Here is a 20878-nt window from a genome sequence, read left to right as displayed (position 1 = left end):
GATTCAATTAGTGGTGGTTAGGTTCAAACAGAAAGTGCGTTTTTGGAGCAGAGATTCAACAGTCGTAAAAACAATCCGGATAAAAAAATGAAGAAAAATCGTTTTCTCTTTCTCGCTATCATCGGCCTGCTTGTCAGCAGCGTGCCGGCTCAAACCCCTTTTCCTTTACCGGAACGGGTCATCAATCTCGATTTCAATAAAGTAAAAGGACGTTTCAATACGATGTTTAAAGAATGCGTCGGTGCCGGCCGAGCTAATGAAGGATTAAGGGCCGACTGGCAGCAGCAATTGGCTTATGTGCACAACGAATGCGGCTTCAAATATATCCGCATGCACGGACTGTTGACCGACGATATGGGTGTCTATAAGGAAGATTCAAAAGGAAATCCCGGATATAATTTCCAGTACATCGACGCTCTCTATGATTATCTCCTGAGCATCGGGATGAAGCCTTTTGTAGAATTGAGCTTCATGCCGGCAGATCTCGCCAGTGGAAGTCAAACATGCTTCTGGTGGAAAGGAAATGTTACTCCTCCTAAGGATTATCAAAAATGGGCGGATCTCATCCGCAATCTCGTCCTTCACTTCACGGAACGTTATGGCACGGATGAAGTCAAGACATGGTACTTCGAAGTGTGGAACGAACCGAATCTAAACTATTTCTGGGCCGGAAGTCAAGAAGAATATTTCAAGCTGTATAAGTTTACCGCCGAAGCAATAAAGAGTATTAATAAAGAGTATCGGGTCGGAGGGCCCGCGACTGCCGGAGCTGCATGGGTACCCGATATGATTAACTTCTGCAGCACAAACGGCATTCCACTGGATTTTATCAGCACGCATTCATACGGAGTGAAGCAAGGGTATGTAGATGAATCCGGAAACACTGGCACGATACTGGATAAAAATCCATGGAGCGTCAGCGGAGATATTGTGAATTCACGCAAGCAGATTTCGAATTCTGCGATGCCCAATCTAGAGCTTCACTACACCGAATGGAACTCCTCCTATACTCCCGCCGACCCGATTCATGACAGTTATCATCAGGCGGCGTATGTGCTTGATAAAATCAAGCAGGTAGGAAACGCACCTAATTCGATGTCATACTGGACTTTCACGGATATATTTGAAGAAGCGGGACCGAGGTTAACACCATTTCATGGCGGCTTCGGATTGCTGAATTATCAGGCCATCAACAAACCTGCCTTCTACTCATTCGCTTTCTTGAACAAACTTGGCGAGATGGAATTGCAGAATGGAGACAGTTCCTCGTGGGCATGTAAAAGCTCGAACGGCAATATCCAGGTACTCTTCTGGGATTTCACGAACACACATCCCGGAGATTCAGTGAACAATCAGGCGTATTATGTCCGCGATCTGCCGGCGAAACTGAAAGGGAAAGTGCAGGTTAACATTTCAGGGATACCCGAAGGGAATTACCTCCTCGAGATATATAAAGTCGGTTATAAAGTGAACGATCCGTATTCTACTTATCTTGCGATGAACAGGCCAAAGCAGCTTACAAAGGAACAGGTCGAAATCATAAAAAAACTCAACGATGGTTCCGCCGTATCCAAAGAAATCATAAGGGTAAATTCTACCGGAACATTTTCAAAAGAATTAGAGATCCGTGAGAACGATGTCTACTTATTCAATCTCATTAAGTCATAAGTCGGGTTAAAGCAGGATCGGGAAAAGATCCATTGCACAGATGACATAATCTTACGGCGTCGTTCCATTTCTAAGAGAGTTTCGGGGCACGGGCTGATTCCGCAATACAAGCACGAAAAAGGCTCTCGTCTTTGAATATTGCCCGCCTTGATCCATGTTGCACTCACGTGAAACTACTTTCCTATTACCTTTTCATTTTTTTCCGCGTTCCTCTGAAGTATTGCCAGCGTCAGCCTGCTGACGCATGTTAATTGTGCCGACTCGTTTTCAATTTTTATTTCCCAGACCTGCGTCCTGCTTCCGATGTGAAGCGGTCGAGCCGTACCTGTGACATATCCGTGTCTGACGCTTCGTATATGGTTTGCATTGATTTCCAGGCCGACACAGAATTCCTTCTCATGATCCAGGGTTATCATCCCCGCGACACTGCCGAGCGTTTCTGCGAGCGCCGCCGATGCACCGCCATGCAGAATGCCGTATGTCTGGACTGTCCTGCTGTCGACAGGCATCTTCCCCTTTATGTAATCGCCTCCGATTTCTGTTATCTCGATTCCGATTCTCTCGGCCATGGTGCCTTTGCTGAGGCTATTTATGAACTCAGGTGTTATGTTTTTGAATAGATTCGCCATGCTTCTTTCTAGAATTTTAGTGGTCAGATCTTTTTCATTTACCGACATTGCCCCCGCTTATGAAAATTGCGAAGGACGCATGACCTTCTCCTGCGAAGAGAGGGATCGCTGTTCGTTCCCTTTTTAGTGAACGGTATGCTCCTCGGTGCTTGCGTGCACGAATGAAGTACATATCGATTTTATCTTTCGATCCATGACTTAAGTCCGATCGAAAACTTCGGAGCCGAAATAAGCCAGCCGTTGTCATAAGGTGCTGCGTCGAGAAATTTAGCGGCGCTCAGACCATCGGGAGAAACAATTCCTCTCGCAACCTTCCAGGTGCTGTCAGTTTCCAGAGTGTCGTCCCCGATTTGCCCAAAGATGTTGCAGCCGGCGGAACCGTTGCGATCATAGTTTATCGCCTGTACCATGATAGTATTCGCTCCGATATGCAGATAGCTCGAAATGTCGAACACTCTCACTCGTTCTTTCTCGACGTCCCATGTCAATGTCCTTCTCGCCCGCACCTCTCCGGCATTAACGCCGTTGATGAAGAGTTTGCAATATGTGTCGCCGATTAACTGAATCGTATCGATATCAGGAACTTTCGAAAGATCGATCGTCTTCACGAATGTCGCCGAATCGATCTTGAACAAACCATTCGAGTAAGGACGGCTGCCCGGATAATAAATGAATTTTGACGCCAGCACTTGATTGAACGTAGAATCGCCGGATAGAATTGCCCCGGCACCAGCGGTCAACTCCTTCATCTGATCGTCAAACCTCCATTCGATGAGTTGGAGCATTGGATGCCGGTTCGTTCTCAAATACAAAGCCGCATAATCTTTCTTCAACCTTGACAGCGATGCAAGAAGCGAATCGGTAATAGAGGATACTTTTTCCTTTTTGTCTCGGGGTGCCATGGTGCTGTCGGTGGCAATACTCTGAATCTCCGTGACGGCCGAGACTTTGTCTGCCCAGTACTTGTTGATCCTTGCAGCAAGCTCGTATAAATCCAGCATGTCTTTATTCGCCCCGACATTCTTTCTCGCATCCTTTATGAGCGACAACACCTCAGGCATGCAAGACTCAATGCTCGCCGCTCTCACCGGCGTGTTCCAGTCAAACTTATCAATAAACGGCGCTCGCCAGAACTCGTACCAGGATATTTGATTGCTCGTGGAGCTTAGGAGTTCATAAATTATCCGGGGCAGGTCCGATTCAGTTCTGAAGTACCGTCGGAAAAAACTGTTTTCAAAATTGGCGGGCGAGGAGGTTTCAGGATTCCAGGCACACTCCGCACTCCACGCATAACCGGGATAGTTCAGTTCACGAAGTTCGGCCGCACCGTTATCGTTCCAGGTTGAAACGATAACTCCCGCCGCACCGGCTTCGTATCCATCACGCGTGAAGTACTCGATGTTCGCGTAGCTATTATAAAAGTTGGGGAACGGTCCGGTGAAATTCCAAAGCGCGGGCGAAACAATGAAGCTGAAACCAGGATTTTTTAATTTCTCAATGCTCGGATAATCGAACGACGCCCCGTATTCCCAATCCACTATTGTGATGTCTCTGGGAATTTCCGAAAGGATGGCGGGGTTTTTCAAAACAATATCTCCGTACATCAGTACCTCTTTGCCCAGCGACTTCAGCACATCATAGATCTTCCTGTAATACTGCGCATGCGCCTGATCTATTCCGACGGAGTCTACCAAGCCCTTGCTGGCACCGAGTCCGACGTCAAAACTTTCGTCAGCCGCCATGTTGAAGTATTTGCTTGAGAACGCAGGAGCGATCTCCGACAACAAATTTTTCATAAACAAATATGTCGAATCGTTCGCGATGTTTACAGACATGGCCCCGGGAAATTCCGCATACTTCTCAAATTCCGGCTTTTGCAGGACATCCTCCATGTGTCCGAGAGTCTCAAAGATGGGTATCATCTCAACATGGTACAGCCTTGCGAACGAATCGAGTTGCGCGACCTCCTGTGCAGTGAGAGGCGCACGGCCTCTGCTGAATTCCGGATAAACTTTGAATTCAAAAACGTTCTCTATGTAAGGCATGTAGACGTTCATCTTGTACATTGCAAGAAAGCGGATGATCTTCTTGAAATTCGCTATGGTTGAAACCTGGCCGCGGCTGATATCGTCGCTTATTCCCCGCATCTTCATTGACGGGTAATCGGCGATCGTTATCTTCGGGAAGCTATACCCTTCCGTTTCTTTTTGCGCAAGTTGGAGAAGAGTCGCTACGGCGTAGAAGACTCCCGTCTTTTTATTCGCGAAGATCTGGATATGATTGTCGCCCGAAGAAAGAACATATCCATCTTCGGAATTTAGTACGCTGTCCCGGGCAGCGGCGGGAATACGGCGGTCCGTTCCATCAAGCATGGTTTTGGACTTGAGCTCGCCTGGGTTAATGAGATGAGCGTAGACAACAAGTGCGCGGTCTGTCTTCTCCTGGCGTAACAAATCATTGCCGAAATAATTCTTTAGTTCGATCAAAGATGCGCTGTCGCTCGCCGGACCATCGAAGGAAACCGAAATTTTTCCGAATTTAACGGCATTGCCACTCTCATCGACGAATTTCGGCGTGGGCAGGACGTGAACTTCGGCAGAAAGCATTTGCGGCAAGAGGGATATAAATAAAATGCCGGCAACGACAAAGTTTTTCATTCCTTATAATTCCATAAATGAGCTTTTGAAAGTAAGCCGGAACGGTTTTCAGAGTAATCGACTATTTCAAATCCAGTACTTCCCTTGCAATAACAAGGTGTTGAATTTCCGAGGTGCCTTCGTAAATTTCAGTTATCTTTGCATCGCGGAGATATCGCTCGACAGGAAAATCCTTGATGTATCCATAACCGCCATGGATTTGAATCGCCTCCAGGGCGCATTCGACAGCGACCTTGGACGCAGACAATTTCGCCATAGCGGCTTCCTTCGTAAAACTTTCCCCCCCATCTTTCTTCAAAGCCGCGTTCAAAACCAAAAGCTGGGCGGCTTCAATGTTCGTGTGCATGTCTGCAAGTTTAAACTGAATCGCCTGGAGCTCGTAAAGAAGTTTGTCGAAAACTTTTCTCTCCTTGACATATTTGACCGATGCATCGAGCGCCGCCATTGCGATACCGACTGCCTGCGCGGCAATGCCGATCCTGCCGCCGTCGAGGGTCATCATCGCAAACCTGAACCCGAAACCTTCTTCGCCGACCCGGTTCTCGACGGGAACTCTGCAGTCCTGGAATGTAATCTGCGCTGTGTCAGAGCTCCTTATTCCCAGCTTTCGTTCTTTCTTCGAAATACTTACTCCCGGAAATTTCTTTTCGACGATGAAGGTGCTGATGCCGTGGGCGCCTTTTGTTTTATCCGTCGCCGCCATTACCAAAAGTGTGTCCGCATTTACGCCATTTGTTATAAAATTCTTCGTACCGTTAAGCACATAGAAGTCTCCTTCGCGCCTCGCGGTCGTATGCTGGTTAGCAGCGTCGCTCCCCGCTTCAGGCTCCGAAAGACAGAAGGCTCCGAGGATTTTGCCGGACGCAAGCGGCGTAAGGTATTTCTTTTTCTGATTTTCGCTTCCGAACTTTTCCATTCCCCAGCAAACGAGGGAGTTGTTTACGCTCATTATCACTCCGGCAGAAGCATCCGCCCGGCTGATTTCTTCCAGCGCCAAAACATAGCCGACGGTGTCGAGACCAGCGCCGCCATGTTCAGTCGAGACCATCATACCCATGAAGCCAAGTTCACCCATCTTCTTTACTTGTTCAAACGGAAATTCCTCCTTCTCATCGCGCTCTGCCGCCCCGCCTGCCAGTTCCCTATCCGCAAAATCTCTGGCGGCTTCTTTGATTTGAAGCTGCTCCTCAGTCAGATCAAAATCAATCATTCAACTTGCCCGAAAGGAGATACGACACCGGTTAGTTTTGCGCTGGTTTCTGCTCGTAGGTATAAAACCCCTTTCCGCTCTTCCTCCCCAGATATCCGGCAGCTACCATTTTCTTCAGCAACGGACATGGTCTGTATTTTGGATCGCCCGTTCCGTGAAACAAAACGTTCATGATATCCAGACATACGTCTAATCCGATGAGGTCTGCGAGTGCCAGCGGCCCCATCGGGTGATTCATTCCGAGTTTCATTATTGTGTCGACCGCCTCCGCTGTGGCGACGCTTTCCATTACACAATAGATCCCCTCGTTTATCATCGGCATGAGAATACGGTTCGAAACGAAGCCCGGATAGTCATTAACCTCCACGGGTACCTTTTCTAATTTGTAGGAAAGATTTCTGGTTGTCTCGAAGGTCTCGTTTGATGTAGTTAGTCCCTTGATGATTTCGATAAGTTTCATGACGGGCACCGGATTAAAAAAATGCATGCCGATAACTTTGTCGGGTTTCAACGTTGCGGATGCAAGATCTGTGATCGAAATCGACGAGGTATTGCTCGCGAGGACAGTCTCCGGCTTGCAAACATCGCTGAGCGTATGAAACAAATCTTTTTTCACCTTGATGTTTTCCGTTGCCGCTTCAATTACAAAATCCATGTCGCGCGCACCGATTTCGAGGGAGGTCGACGGAGTAATCTTACTTAACGCTTCATCTTTCTGATTTACGGAAATCAGCCCTTTTGCAACCTGCCTATCCATATTGAGGCGTATGTAGTTCATCCCTCTTTCAACCGCATCACGTCTAACATCAATCAAGTTGACGTTGAATTTGCACAGTGCTAAAATATGGGCAATCCCGTTGCCCATTGTTCCCGCACCAACCACCCCTACGTTACATACTTCCATTCTTCACCTTTCAATTATGATTCCTGCCGCTTCTCCTCCTCCGATGCAGATCGCGGCAAGACCTTTGTGAGAGTCTTTTCTCCGCATCGCGTAAATAAGTGTCGTTAATATTCTCGTCCCGCTCGCGCCGATTGGGTGCCCAAGCGCTACCGCACCGCCATGAATATTTACCCTGTCAATATCCAGATCGAGCGTTTGTTTTGCCGCCAGCAAAACAACGGCAAAGGCTTCATTGATCTCAAATAAATCTATGTCTTCTTTTTTCAGACCGGATTTCTTCAGTAGTTTTTGGATGACGGAAACGGGCGCCGTAGTAAACTGCTCAGGCGCCTGTGCGTGCGAAGCCTGTGACACGATCCTTGCGAGCGGCTCGATCAGCAATTCGCGCGCAGTTTCCTCGGCCATAAGAACGACGGCCGCCGCACCGTCGTTGAGTTTGCTTGCGTTGGCAGCAGTCACGGTCCCGTCCTTCTCGAACGCCGGCTTCAGTTGTACCATCTTGTCGAATTTTACCCTGCGTGGTTCTTCATCCTCCTCGACGAAGCCACCGTCCTTTGTATCAACAGGCACGGGGACGATTTCGTTCTTGAAATATCCATTGTCCATCGCCTTCAATGCTCGGCGATAACTCAATGCGGCAAATTCGTCCTGCGCGCCGCGTGGAATGTTGCATTCACGCGCGCATAATTCTGCCGCGTTGCCCATATGAAAATTGTTGTAAACGTCCCACAATCCGTCCTTCACCATGGAATCAACTATCTTTCCGTCGCCCATTTTGTACCCCGTTCTCGCTTTTTCAAGCAAATAGGGTGCATTGGACATGCTCTCCATTCCGCCGGCTACAACGATGTCGGCTTCTCCGGCCATTATCGTCAACGCACCGAGCATCACGGATTTCAGCCCGGATCCGCAGACTTTGTTTATCGTGGTGCATGGAACAGAATTTGGAATTCCCGCAAAAATTGCCGCCTGTCTCGCAGGTGCTTGCCCGACCCCCGCAGCTAAGGCACAGCCCATGAAAACCTCATCCACTTGTTTTGGAGAAATTCCCGCACGGCTGACGGCATCTCTGATTACAATCGATCCTAACCGTGGTGCAGTAACCCCGCTCAAAGTCCCCTGAAACGATCCAATCGGAGTTCGACAGGCGCTGGCTATGACGACCTGTCTCATAGGGACCTCCCTTTTAGCTGTTCATTGCCTTTAAAAATTCTTTGTTGCTTTTTGTTCCGCGCATTTTGTCCAGCAAGAATTCCATTGCGTCGATGGGAGAATAATCGCTGAGTATCTTTCTCAGAACCCAAATCCTATTGAGTTCATCGGGTGAAAGAAGAAGCTCTTCATGCCTGGTCGAGCTCTTGTTGACATCAATAGCAGGAAACACCCTCTTGTCGGAGAGCTCACGAGTCAAAACCACCTCCATGTTACCTGTTCCCTTGAACTCTTCAAATATTACTTCATCCATTCTGCTTCCGGTTTCGATCAATGCCGTTCCGATAATGGTCAGGCTGCCACCCTCTTCGATATTTCTGGCGGCGCCGAAAAATCGTTTCGGTTTGATGAGCGCGTTCGAATCTATGCCGCCGGAAAGGATCTTTCCGCTGTGAGGGACAGTTGCGTTATAGGCCCTTGCCAGACGAGTAATGCTGTCCAACAGAATTACAACATCGTTCTTTGCTTCGACCAGTCTTCGCGCTTTCTCGAGAACCATTTCGGCTACCTGGGTATGACGCTGAGGTTCCTCGTCAAACGTGGAGCTTACGACCTCCGCGTTAACAGACCGTTCCATGTCGGTAACTTCTTCGGGACGTTCATCGATGAGGAGGACGATCAAGCGGACATCGGGGTGATTTCTCGTGATGCTGTTCGCGATTTTTTGCAGGAAGATGGTTTTCCCTGCCTTAGGCGGAGACACAATCATACCACGCTGTCCCGCCCCGATCGGTGCGAGAAGATCTATGATTCTCATCGAATATTCGCCCGGAGCACTCTCAAGGTGCAGCTTCTTGTTCGGATAAAGCGGCGTCAAGTTGTCGAACATGATTCGCTCGCGGACATACTCGGGATCGCGGAAGTTTACTCGTTCGACCCGAAGCAGCGCAAAGAATTTCTCACCTTCCTTCGGCGGGCGAATTTGTCCGCTCACCGTATCCCCGGTCATCAGGCCGAACTTTTTTATCTGCGAAGGCGAAACATAGATATCATCAGGCGAAGGAAGGTAGTTATATTTCGGAGATCGCAAGAATCCATATCCGTCGCCGTGAACGTCTAAGACGCCGGCGCTGACGGAGATACCGGGAAATTCCGGCGCCGCTTCACTCTTAGGCGCCTCTTTTGCCACGATGGTGCTTTGTTTCTCCATTATCTTGAAGATGACCTCTTCCTTTCTTAATCCGCTGTACCCAGGGATATCCAGATCCCTTGCTAGTTTCTGCAACTGAGCTACTTTCATTCCCTGCAACTCTGCAAGATCTACACTCATTGAAAACTACCTCCTAAAGGTTTTGTTACAAATTATCATTTGAAGAAATTTCCCGACAGACTAAAGCCACGATCCTACTCGTGATTTATCTCTTTTAAATCCATTGTTCGGCTGGAATTCCCCAATGGGGTCACTCTGACAAAAAGAACGGAATAAATAAATCCATTTCCAATATAAAACTCACGCCTGTCCCGACGTCAGGCACTGAATATTTAAGCTCGTCTTTTCAATCAACGGCAAGATTTCACCTCCCAAGTAATGGGAACCCGTCACTAATAGAAATCCATCATTATTGATTTGAGTTAAGGCGGCTCTTAATGCTTCCGAGGAATTATCAAAAATCTGCGATTGTAATTTAATATCTTCAGACAACTTCTTCAACTCTGAAACGGTTAAAGAACGCGAAGTCCGAAGCTGTGTTAAGATAACGCTCCCAAACCTTTGTTGCAACAAGCTCAGCATAGATTTTACGTCTTTGTCCTTCATTGCGGCAAACAGGAGTATCCCCTTCTTTCCGCCGAGAGGGCCGAGGCTGTCCATGAGCGAGCGAACTCCGTCGGGGTTGTGTGCTACATCAAGAATCACCAGAGGATCATTGCTGATGATCTCGAGCCTTCCTCTGTGACCCGTATTGTCAGATATAAACTCAAACCCTTCGTAGACCTTTTCCCTGTTTATGGTAATTCCGTGCTGCCTCATAACCTGGAGTGCCGTCAGTGCCGTCAGAGCATTTTGAACTTGATGCTCACCGCTCAACCCGATTTTCAGGCCGGGATAGTGGTTCCCCAAAACTTCAACATCAATAGTTGAGCTATGTAGATCCATGGTGGGATTTTCGTATTGAGCAACTTCATCAACGAAGAACAATTCGGAACTGTTTTTTCCTGCTATTGAATAAAACACTTCTTTAACTGAATCCGTTCCGACATTTACGATCGCAGGCCTGTCCTGTTTGATTATACCCGCCTTTTCACGGGCAATCTTTTCTAAGGTATCGCCCAGGATCTGTGTATGATCGAGACCAATATTTGTTATGATAGAAACCAAGGGATCGACGATATTAGTTGAGTCTAGTCTCCCGCCAAGTCCCGTTTCTATTACGGCGTAGTCGACGCGATTATCGGCAAAATACTTGAACATCATTGCGGTGGATGCTTCAAAAAAGGTCGCACGCGTGTTAATAATTTCCGGCTCAAAATACTCTACAAGTCCAGCAATGTCTGGATCAGAAATTTGCGTGCCGTCGATCCTGATCCGCTCAGAGAAATCGACAATATGCGGCGAGGTGTATAACCCGACTTTATATTTCATCGATGTCAAAACGCTTGCGATTGCCGCGCAGGTGCTTCCTTTGCCATTAGTTCCGGCCACGTGTACCACCTTAAGTCTCTTGTCAGGATCTCCGGCGAACTCCATCAGCCTCCTGATGTTTTGCAGGTCCATTTTCATACCGAACTTTTCAAGATCGAAAAGGAATTTTATGGTACCTTCTGTTGTCAAAATCGCTCCTTGGTATTTAACATCTATTCTGGTCATCGAGTTCAAGAAACATTTGACAGGAAACACTCGAACAATGGGAAGTATCCCAGGATAAATTTGATTCCGCACATCTTTGTCTGCTCGGTATTTCCAGGCACAAGGCTGTCGTCCCAATCCTAATAAAACCCACCGTTGGACTAAATGGCCCTCAAATGCGGGGCATCGCTTATGTTGACGCTCAAGCTCCCGACGAGTTCGGTGATCGTGGATATCTTCATGGCTGAAAGGTAAGATTCTATCTCGTTCAGAAATTCATCGGTGACGTCGGGTTTCGTGAACAAAACGGTTCCCACCTCGACCGCCGCCGCACCTGCCAGGAGATATTCGATCACATCCTGCCAAACGAAAATTCCGCCGCTTGCAATTATCGGAATCTTGACCGCGTTATAAACGTGAAACACTTTTGCCAGCGTCAACGGTTTTATAGCGGGACCGGAATAGCCGCCGGTGACGGTGTGAATTTTCGGTGCCCGTTTGTAAATGTCGATGGCCATTCCGACGTAAGTATTCGCAACCGTAACCGCGTCTGCTCCTTCGGCTTCAGATGCCTCTGCAAAGTCACTGATCCGGGTAACGTTCGGCGTAAGCTTGACAATCATGGTTCGCGGAAAAACTTTTCTGACTTGTTTTACTATTGACGCTAAAATCCTTCGGTCGGTTCCAAATTCGATTCCACCCTCCTTAACATTCGGACACGACAAATTCAGCTCAAGTCCCTTTATGTCATCAAAAACCGAAAGCTGCTCGGCAAGCGAAACGTAGTCTTCCACTCTCTTGGCGGCAATGTTTGCAATTATCACCGCACCCGACTTCCGCAGCCTCGGCAGCTTCTCCCCGATGAATTTTTCAATCCCGATGTTTGCAAGGCCGATAGAGTTTATCATACCCGATGGGACCTCGGTGATGCGCTGAGGTTCGTTACCGATCTTCGGTCTTAGAGTCAACGATTTTGTGACAACCGCCCCGAGCGTAGATATGTCAAAATATTGATTGAGCTCGTCGCCGTACCCACAGGTACCGGAAGCTGTCATCAATGGATTTTTCAGCTCCAGATTTCCTATCTTTACTTTAAGAGCAGGTTTCATCTAAAAATCATTCCAGCTCAATTTCCTTAGCATTGAAAACCGGTCCGTCTTTGCACGCGAGAAAATAACCCCGGCCGTCATAGATTTTTACAGGACATCCCTGGCAGAATCCCATTCCGCAAGCCATCGGTGTTTCAACAGAGATGTATACGGGGAGATCACCATCGAAATCACGCTGTAAAGCAGCAAGCATCGGTGTTGGCCCGCATCCAAAAATTTTGTCGGGTCTTTCTTCCTCGAAATGCTCCCTGAGGAGATTTATCACTGTACCATGATATCCTTTTGATCCATCGTCGGTCGCATGATGAATCTTATGATTCTTAAAAGCAACCAGATGACGTTTTGTCCTCGCACCATAGAAAACCGTCATTTTGGCGCCGGACCGCTTTGCCGACCTGCAGAGTATAGGGACTAGTGCAGCGCCGGACCCTCCGAGAACGACGTAGACTCTTTCTCCTTTTGATAACTTTGGGAAACCATTTCCCAAAGGACCGTTTATTGTCACTGCATCCCCCTTCCTGAGTTTGGAGAGTCGCCTCGTTCCCTTTCCGACAGCGGAATAAAATAGAGATAAGTTTTTCCCTTGAACATCACTGACGGAAAAGGCCCTTGCAAGAAGTGGATCGAAACAACCGGGAAAAGAGACCATCACAAATTGCCCCGCTTTTACTAATCGAGCAATTACAGGTGAATGAAACTTTGTAATGAAAACCTCCTCGGCAACCTCATGATTATTAACGACTGTTGCTGTTTCGATTGCACGGACTTCATGCTCCGGCCGGACAGGTCCGGTCAAGATCTGTTTAGACAAATTTGTCTTTCAAGCTCCCTTCATTTACCGATCTGTCTTCGACGCAATGCGACCGAATCCGTCACCGGTTTCGATGGACGAACCGCTTCGAGAGAATCAGGCTTTGGGAACTGACCCGCATCCATCGTGCGTCCCCTTTGATTTGTCGAGTCCTCCGAAGCGGTCTTCAAGTGTGGCCGGGTTAGAGCGCTTTCTTTTGCCGAATCACTCGCGATTGACTTGGAAACATTGGCGATGGAATCCTCAACATGTTTACGCGCCAGAGCACTGTCACGCTGTGCCTGCTCATATCCTGCAATTGTCGGATTCACATTAGCACTATAGTCGCTTACGGGATATTGGGTCGCAAGCTTTTTGTAATAAACGAATGCAGAATCCGAGACGTTGAGATCATTTTCGTAGATCCACCCAATCGCGTAAAGAATCTGCGGGGCGAGAGAAGACTTCTTTCCTTTCAACAATCCCTTCAAGACGGCGACGGCCGAATCATGAAAATTTCCATTTTCTAAATTCATGGCACGGTCGTAACCTGCTTGCGATGAGTCCTCAAAAACTGTCTGCTCCATTCCAAGAAGGGATCTCGCCGAAACCGTATATCCGGATTCCGGGAGTTCATTTATCAGCTTGATCAGGTAATTCTTAGCATTTGCGGTGTCACCCGATGAAAAATAGTATTCACCGAGCGTATACAATGCCGACGGATAAACTTTTGATTTTGAAAATTGCGAAACAATTGCCAGGTAATGGCTGATTGCTGAATCGGAAAACTGGAGCCTGAACAAGAAGAAACCTCCCAGGACCTGCTGAGCCAGAGCCGCATGTTCATACAAAGTATCTATCTCGTCCTGCGAATGCTTGATCGTCGAGTCGTTCCTTGATGCGGCACTCAACGCCCGCTGGTACATGCTGTCCGCAAGATGGAGTTTGTAGGCATCCACCGAATATTCCTGCAAAGTGGTGGACATTTGTCGTGACCTTTCGGAAATTACCGGGACTGCAACGTGAGATGCGGCTTTCTGGTAATACTTCAAAGCATTCTGGTAATCACCGACTTTGTAGAGATACATGTTTGCCAATCTAAATGCACTTCGGGTAGCGGCTTCACTTGCCGAATAAGCCGTATCGATTCTCTGAAACTCCGAGAACGCTGAGGAAACCTCTCCAGAATCGTAAAGGGCTTCCGTCCGTTGATATTCGATCAAAGGAAAGTATTGAAAATATTTGTCGTCGCTTCTGAGATATTTAAGGTCACTCAGAGAAGAGTAGAATTGTTTGTTGCGTCTTTCGGCGCGTGCCAGGAAGTACCTGGAATAAAACCGGAGTCTTATATCTCGCGCATCACCCCATGCGGCTTCATATTCGCGTCGCGCGTCTTTAAGATTTCCGAGACTCTCAAAGAGGTCCCCTGCTTTACAGGAATAGACCGCAGCTTCGTCGTTCTTCGAAAATGCGGCGGCGGTGTCCAGATATGCTGCCGCTGTTACCGTGTCCGTCTGCATCAAAAAATATTCGGCAAGATCGCCCGCAGTTCCGGCGGCGACATCGGAATTGTCTTGTTTTTCGGCTTGTACCAAGGCCTTCAGGAGGTCGTCATATCCATCTCGGTAATTTCGATTTTTCACTTCGATCTCGCCGTAGTACATCTGCGCCTCGCAAAACCTTCTGCTGTCCGGATACTTTGATTGTTCTTCTATGAATTTTCTGCCCGCTCGGATATTATCGGCCTCATAATAATAGCCTATTCCGATCATGAAGAGGCAGTCTTCGGTGTAGCCGGAGTTCGGATAAAACTGGAGCACCTTTGATGCCTTTTCGATTGCGATGTCAAAATCCTGTTTCGCATTCGAGCTGATGACAAATGGAGTTGTCTGCTGACCCGACAGTAGACTGATATTGTATTCTTTGAGAGAGCTTTTTACATCGAGCATGGCTTCGTCGAAGGCGTGTTCGCCGTTATAATAAGTGTTGAAATAGGCGGTGAAGTCCTGCCATTCGTCTTTTACGGGGGTCCACAGGAAACAGCCACTGTACGCTGTTGCACAGGCGGCAATAAGAAAAACAAGGAATTTAAATTTTGTTTGCACTGAGCTTACAGGGTAAAATAGTCTCTTGCCAAAGTCAAAATCAAGGCTGGTATTGCGGATACTGCTGTGTTTTTCCTCAATCAGTGAAAAACGTCGTCTGTTCTAGGATTGCGATTCTATCCACATTGAGTTAACTTACATTAAACCAACCACAAGAATAAGACGAATCATGTACTCTTTGTTTGATGGTCTAAAAGATGCTGAAGTCAAGGAACTATTAACATCAGCGAGCGAAGAAAAAATGGACGCCGGACTGACCGTCATCAAAGAAGGTGAAATCGTTCAATCGCTGTACGTACTGAAATCCGGCAGCGTTCAGGTAGCAAAACTCATCGATGAAAAAGAGGAAATGATTTGCGTACTCGGTAACGGCGACTTCTTCGGCGAAAGCTCAGTTGCCGATGGAAAGAATGAGCTTCGTGCGAGCGCTTCCGTGACCGCTGCAGAAAGTTCGGTTGTTCTCCAATTCAGTAAGAAAACTTTTCTATCGCTGATGCAAAGATTCCCAAGAATAACATGGAACATGGCCAGAGCGTTGTCCGACAGGCTTTCAGCATCCAACAACACTCTGAAAAAGCAAATAGAATCTCACCATCAAATCTCCAAAAAGGAAATCACGAAACTAAACGCTCTCATCGAAGCGACCCAGACTGTAAACTCGTCGCTCGAGCTTGATAAAGTGTTGCAGATGATACTCGATGAGGCAATTCGAATAACGGAAGCCGAGCGCGGCACGATATACCTCGTAGATGAAAATGCCAAGGAGATATGGTCGAAGATTTTGGTCGGCGGAGAACTAAGTGAAGTTCGCCAGCCGATCGGAAAAGGCATCTCGGGGTATGTCGCCGAAACCGGAGAATCCGTAAGCATCAAAGATGCTTATAACGATCTGCGATTCAACCCCGAATTTGACAGACGCACAGGGTTCAAGACAACAAACATGCTGTGCGTTCCTATGCGGAACAGGGATAACAAGATCATCGGCGTCTTCCAGCTTCTCAACAAGCGGGGCGAAGAATTTGACACCGACGATGAAAGATTTTTGAAGGCTTTTTCTATTCACGCCTCCATTGCAATTGAGAATTCACGTCTTGCCTCGGAAATGGTGAAAGCCGAACGTCTGTCAGCCGTCGGAAAAATGGCAGGTTCGGTAATCCACGATATAAAAAACCCGATGTCGGCGATTAAGCTCTACGCACAAGTCCTTAAGAAAAAAGCACATGACGAAGAGTCGGCAAATCTCGTGGACGAGATAACAACTCAGATAGACCGGCTCGTCAAGATGGCACAGGAGGTGCTCGATTTTTCGCGGGGCGTCTCTCAAATGAACATACAGCGCGTGAAGTTCAACGACTTTCTCAAGGGGGTACTATGGTTTTTGAAAAGTGATTTCGAATATAGAAAAATCAATCTGGTGAACGAAAGCTCTTATGCCGGCGACATCGAGATCGATCCCGATAAAATGACGCGCGTCATCTTGAATATTGCCGGCAATGCAGCTGACGCGATGCCCGACGGCGGAAGTTTCTCGGTGCGCTCTCGCTCAGATGCAGATTGCCTCGTAATCGAATTGCAGGACACGGGCAGCGGAATGCCGGAAGAAATTCGAAAGACAATATTTGAACCCTTCGTCACGTACGGAAAAAAGCACGGGACAGGACTGGGAATGGCGATCGTCAAAAAAATTATCGACGACCATCACGGAGAGATCAAGATAGAAAGTCGGATCGGCATTGGAACGAAGATGACCATCAGGCTTCCATTGATCCAGCCGAATTGAAGATGAGAGTAGAGATCGACGGAAAGATACTCGAGGCAATTCAGGGAGATATAACCGATTATGAAGGGGACGCGGTCGTGAATGCCGCCAACAACTATTTCTGGATGGGAGGCGGCGTCGCTGGGGCGATCAAACAGAAAGGTGGAGCTGTCATAGAGCAGGAAGCGATGCGACAGGGTCCGAAACCTGTCGGACGAGCGGTGATGACGGGTGCCGGTGCGTTGAATGCAAAATACGTGATTCATGCAGCGGTCATGGGACAGGATTTGCAGACCGACTCCTCCAAGATCGCATCTGCAACCAGGTCAGCATTAGAACTTGCCGAGTCGAACGGAATCATATCGTTAGCCTTTCCCGCCCTGGGAACAGGTGTCGGAGGTTTTCCGCTTTCCGAGGCCGCAAAAATAATGACTAAAGAAGCTGCTGTTTTTCTTATGAAGGCAAAACATCTGGAGGCGATCACTTTCGTTTTGTACGACCATGAAGCTTACGAAAGTTTCTCAAATGAAATTCAGGACCTGTCTCGAAGGGATCCAGGCAAAGAGAAGTGAATCGCTGCTCCGACCATATCGCGCACTACGAAGCCGATGCTGAACTTTTCGACTATTTTAACAACCTCGATGAAACAGGCCGTGCGTACGAAGTAATCTTCAGGAAGTTCATTAAAAGGCTCGCAGGAAAAACAAACAGCATACTAGACGTAGGAAGCGGGAGCGGATGGACAGGAGAGATTGCTCACGAACAAATTTTCTTCGTAGACCTTTCTCATAAGAATCTGCAGGTCTTGAGGCCAAATTCAAGCGGCGCAGTTTTGGCGGACGCCTGCCTCCTTCCGTTCAAAACGGGAAGCTTGAGTCTGGTGATAGCGTCCGAGATCATGGAACACCTCAACTCACCCGGATCCGCCGCAGAGGAAATATGGAGAGTCCTGGGAAAAGGAGGTAAGGCAATCGTATCCACCCCCTACAGAGAAAGGCTACGCTACACGCTTTGCATTCACTGCAACCAGGCTACGCCGGTCAATGCCCACCTTCACACGTTTGATAGAAAGACATTGCTTTCATTCTTCCCCGACGTTGAGAAAAGATCCTACCTTTTCGGAAGCAAACTTCTTGTGCTTCTGCGGGCACCCCGCTTGTTTTACAAGCTACCGCTCTGGATATGGAGATCAATCGACTACCCTCTGACAAAATTCCTCGATAAATCGGATCACATCGTCGTGGTCCTGGAAAAGTAGATTACTCCAGCAACAGTTTCGAGTACATTCGAGTCATCTCTTCCGCGTCCGCTTTTGCTTTTGGATAATAAATGGCGCCATACTTTTCCACCATCGGCCTTAGCGTGTTGTACGGATCTGCCGTACAAAAAACGGTGGGCGACCCCATGTTAGGCCCCGCTTTTCTCATGAGCTGCAGAATAGCGATCCCCGGCAAATGTCCCGGCTTTAGATCATCCATGAATTCGTTGTCAAGTATGATCAGGTCGTAAACATTTGTGCTAAGACATCTTCTCGTCTCAAGACTGTCCGCTGCCTCGTCGATTTTGAATTCCGACTTCAGAGCTTTCGCAACTTCATCCAAGATCAACTTTTGAACGTTGCGCTGCGAATCGTCATCATCGGCGATTAGGATCGAATACTTTGCCATTTTAGCCTAACACTTTCAATATAATTCCACCTGCTACCACATCTTCATCTTCGTAAAGTACTACACTTTGCCCGGGTGTCATTGCCCTCCGAGGATTTGTGAATTCAACTGTAATTTCGTCATTGTCAGTCTGTTTTGCAATGCAATCGGCTCCGTTATCTTTATATCTGATTTTCCCGTTATATATTTTCCCGTCGCTCAATGCCGGGTATTTCACAAAATTTATGTGATTGGCGACGAGTCTTCTTGCAAACAGTCTCTCGTCAATATCCACTTCGATTGTGTTGGTTTTCGCATCGATATTCCTGACGTACAATGCTTCACTGTGACTAATGCCGAGTCCCTTTCTCTGCCCGATCGTGTAAAAAGGATACCCATGATGTTTCCCGATCGGCTTCCCTTCGAAAAGAATTTCGCCGTTGGAGATACGGGTTTCTAATCCCGGAACCACTTCCTTCAGAAATCGCATGTAGTTGTTATCTGAGACGAAGCATATTTCATAGCTCTCGGGTTTGTTATAACTTGCCAATCCGTACTTCAATGCGAGTTCGCGAACCTGAGGTTTGGTGAGCCCGGCCAGCGGAAAAATTGTTTTGCTCAAGTTGTCCTGGCTAATTCCGTAGAGGGCATAGGATTGGTCTTTCGCAGCATCGCTGCCTTTCGATATGACGAATCTACGTGCGCCTTTATCAAATCGAACTTTTGCATAATGGCCGGTGCAAATGTAGTCGGCGCAGAGGCTGGTTGCTTTCTCGATAAGATACGCCCATTTGATTTTTTGATTGCAGACGACGCAAGGGTTCGGGGTTCTCCCGGAAAGATATTCTTCGACAAAGCCGTCGATAACTTCCTTTCTAAACCTCTCGCTGAAATCGAAAACATAATGAGGGAAACCAAATTTCTCCGCGATGCTCCTTGCCATATTGATTCCGTCAATCGAGCAGCAGGTGGAATCGCTGTTTCCTCCCACATCCTCATAGTTATACGTTTTGATCGTCACGCCTATGACGTCGTATCCTTGTTCCATCATGAGAACCGCGGCAAGTGAAGAGTCTACTCCTCCACTCATGGCTGCGATAACGCGGGGCTTGTTGACCTTGCTCTCCATAATAGAAATAATTTAAAGAAAATACTTGGGTTATGAAAGAGTGATTGATATCGCCGTCACATCGAATGACAGAAAAGGGGGTATATCCTGAAGCATTTCACAGTTACGAACTATGCTTGAGTATCTGTCTAAACGAGATAAACTCGTAAATCCCTATTCGTCAGGAAGACCCCAGACGGCACAGCCAAGAACTTCACGGTACTTCCACCCTGCTCTGATCACCGATCATGAAGCGCTGCACGCGCGGTTTGCCGTCAGCCCTGACGATCTCCACACCGTTTCCGAGAAGACTCCCCTCGATGCGCATGCCGGCATCCAAAATCTTGCACTCCTTCAGAACTATGCTATACTCCACTTCGCTGTTCTTTACCTGGGAGCGCGCTCCTACAGAGGTAAAAGGACCGATATAACTATTTTCAATAACGGCATTTTCGCCAATGATTACAGGTCCTCGAATTTTGCTCCCTGAAATCTTGCATCCTTTCTGCAAAATCACTCTTCCGGCGATGTCGCTGTGTGAGTCTACTTCTACGCCCGCTTCGATAGACGGCTCGCTGTTCTCAAGTACAAGTCTGTTGGCTTCGAGGAGATCGGCCGGCTTACCCGTGTCCTTCCACCATCCTGTTATCTCAGCGTACCCGACCTTGTAACCATGGTCGATTAAATATTGATGTGCATCCGATATTTCTAATTCCCCGCGCGCACTCGGCTTTATTTTATTCACGGCATCGAAAATGTGCCGATCATAAATATAAATTCCTGCCACGGCATAACTGCTCTTCGGACGCTTCGGCTTCTCTTCGACTCTCACGATCATTCTATTTTTTATCTGCGGAACTCCGAACCTTTCTGGGTCTTTGACTTTCGCAAGGGTGAGAAAGCAATTCGCCTTGCTCTTCTCAAATTCTTCAAGGTATCGCTTCACTCCGCCCACCACCATGTTGTCGCCGAGATAGAAAATGAAATTGTCGGTACCGATGAAGTCTCGAGAGATTTTCACGACGTGAGCAAGTCCAAGAGGTGCTTCCTGGGGAATGTAGGTTATCCTGGCTCCCCATTTCGAACCATCGCCGATGGCACGAGGGACCTCGCTGCTGTCCGCATTCGTGACGATCCCGATCTCGGTTATTCCTGCCGACAACGCCGCTTCTATGGCGTAATGCAGTATCGGTTTGTTCGCAATTGGAATGAGGTGTTTATTCTGTGTGTGAGTTATCGGTCGAAGCCGCGTTCCTCTTCCTCCACTTGCGATCAATGCTTTGAATTTCACTTTTT

Annotated in this window: 17 protein-coding genes; 4 read left to right on the top strand and 13 right to left on the bottom strand. The window is 47.8% G+C overall.

Features of this window, described 5'->3' with window-relative positions; translation table 11 throughout:
- Positions 1-87 precede the first annotated feature (87 nt).
- Positions 88-1668: a hypothetical protein gene (locus VLX91_16970; protein ID HUI31904.1), complete on the top strand. Its 1581-nt coding sequence runs from the start codon at positions 88-90 to the stop codon at positions 1666-1668.
- A 173-nt stretch (positions 1669-1841) separates the two neighbouring features.
- Here the strand turns inward: VLX91_16970 and VLX91_16965 are convergent, their stop codons facing one another.
- The 10 genes from VLX91_16965 to VLX91_16920 form a co-directional block, all read right to left on the bottom strand.
- Positions 1842-2297, bottom strand: coding sequence for a hotdog fold thioesterase (locus tag VLX91_16965; protein HUI31903.1), 456 nt, complete (start codon positions 2295-2297; stop codon positions 1842-1844).
- Between the two features lie 179 nt (positions 2298-2476).
- Complete coding sequence (locus VLX91_16960; GenBank protein ID HUI31902.1) at positions 2477-4954, bottom strand: family 20 glycosylhydrolase; 2478 nt, start codon at positions 4952-4954, stop codon at positions 2477-2479.
- Between the two features lie 61 nt (positions 4955-5015).
- Entirely contained in the window at positions 5016-6164 is a 1149-nt protein-coding gene (locus VLX91_16955) for an acyl-CoA dehydrogenase (GenBank protein ID HUI31901.1), read from the bottom strand.
- A gap of 31 nt (positions 6165-6195) precedes the next feature.
- Positions 6196-7068, bottom strand: coding sequence for a 3-hydroxybutyryl-CoA dehydrogenase (locus VLX91_16950; protein HUI31900.1), 873 nt, complete (start codon positions 7066-7068; stop codon positions 6196-6198).
- A 3-nt stretch (positions 7069-7071) separates the two neighbouring features.
- Positions 7072-8241: a thiolase family protein gene (locus tag VLX91_16945; GenBank protein ID HUI31899.1), complete on the bottom strand. Its 1170-nt coding sequence runs from the start codon at positions 8239-8241 to the stop codon at positions 7072-7074.
- A 13-nt stretch (positions 8242-8254) separates the two neighbouring features.
- Positions 8255-9550: a transcription termination factor Rho gene (gene rho / locus VLX91_16940; GenBank protein ID HUI31898.1), complete on the bottom strand. Its 1296-nt coding sequence runs from the start codon at positions 9548-9550 to the stop codon at positions 8255-8257.
- A gap of 180 nt (positions 9551-9730) precedes the next feature.
- The gene (locus VLX91_16935; GenBank protein HUI31897.1) at positions 9731-11050 is read right to left on the bottom strand and encodes a folylpolyglutamate synthase/dihydrofolate synthase family protein; all 1320 of its coding nucleotides are present in this window, start codon (positions 11048-11050) and stop codon (positions 9731-9733) included.
- Positions 11051-11226: 176 nt separating this feature from the next.
- Entirely contained in the window at positions 11227-12174 is a 948-nt protein-coding gene (locus VLX91_16930) for a dihydroorotate dehydrogenase (GenBank protein HUI31896.1), read from the bottom strand.
- A 7-nt stretch (positions 12175-12181) separates the two neighbouring features.
- Complete coding sequence (locus tag VLX91_16925) at positions 12182-12985, bottom strand: dihydroorotate dehydrogenase electron transfer subunit (protein HUI31895.1); 804 nt, start codon at positions 12983-12985, stop codon at positions 12182-12184.
- 20 nt (positions 12986-13005) lie between these two features.
- Positions 13006-15069, bottom strand: a complete 2064-nt coding sequence (locus VLX91_16920; GenBank protein ID HUI31894.1) for a tetratricopeptide repeat protein — start codon at positions 15067-15069, stop codon at positions 13006-13008.
- Between the two features lie 169 nt (positions 15070-15238).
- On the opposite strand from VLX91_16920, the gene VLX91_16915 reads away from it, so the two are divergent.
- The 3 genes from VLX91_16915 to VLX91_16905 are packed head-to-tail and all read left to right on the top strand — an operon-like array spanning position 15239 to position 18086.
- Positions 15239-16849: an ATP-binding protein gene (locus VLX91_16915; GenBank protein ID HUI31893.1), complete on the top strand. Its 1611-nt coding sequence runs from the start codon at positions 15239-15241 to the stop codon at positions 16847-16849.
- Positions 16850-16851: 2 nt separating this feature from the next.
- Entirely contained in the window at positions 16852-17400 is a 549-nt protein-coding gene (locus tag VLX91_16910; GenBank protein HUI31892.1) for a macro domain-containing protein, read from the top strand.
- Positions 17397-18086 (top strand): class I SAM-dependent methyltransferase, encoded by a 690-nt coding sequence (locus VLX91_16905; GenBank protein HUI31891.1) that lies wholly within the window; start codon positions 17397-17399, stop codon positions 18084-18086. Before VLX91_16910 ends, VLX91_16905 begins: the two co-directional genes overlap by 4 nt.
- Position 18087: 1 nt before the next feature.
- Here VLX91_16905 and VLX91_16900 read toward each other — a convergent pair whose 3' ends face one another.
- The 3 genes from VLX91_16900 to VLX91_16890 all read right to left on the bottom strand — a co-directional run bounded on the left by VLX91_16900 (position 18088) and on the right by VLX91_16890 (position 20873).
- Positions 18088-18495: a hypothetical protein gene (locus VLX91_16900; GenBank protein HUI31890.1), complete on the bottom strand. Its 408-nt coding sequence runs from the start codon at positions 18493-18495 to the stop codon at positions 18088-18090.
- 1 nt (position 18496) lies between these two features.
- Positions 18497-19603: a tRNA 2-thiouridine(34) synthase MnmA gene (mnmA, locus tag VLX91_16895; protein HUI31889.1), complete on the bottom strand. Its 1107-nt coding sequence runs from the start codon at positions 19601-19603 to the stop codon at positions 18497-18499.
- 193 nt (positions 19604-19796) lie between these two features.
- Positions 19797-20873 carry a glucose-1-phosphate thymidylyltransferase gene (locus VLX91_16890; protein HUI31888.1) on the bottom strand — a complete coding sequence of 359 codons (1077 nt, stop codon included), beginning with the start codon at positions 20871-20873 and terminating at the stop codon, positions 19797-19799.
- Between the last annotated feature and the right edge of the window lie 5 nt (positions 20874-20878).

It is taken from the genome of Candidatus Acidiferrales bacterium, from assembly GCA_035515795.1.
In the GTDB taxonomy this organism is placed as follows: Bacteria; Bacteroidota; Ignavibacteria; order Kryptoniales; family JAKASW01; genus JAKASW01.
This window is presented reverse-complemented; position numbering and strand designations above follow the sequence as displayed.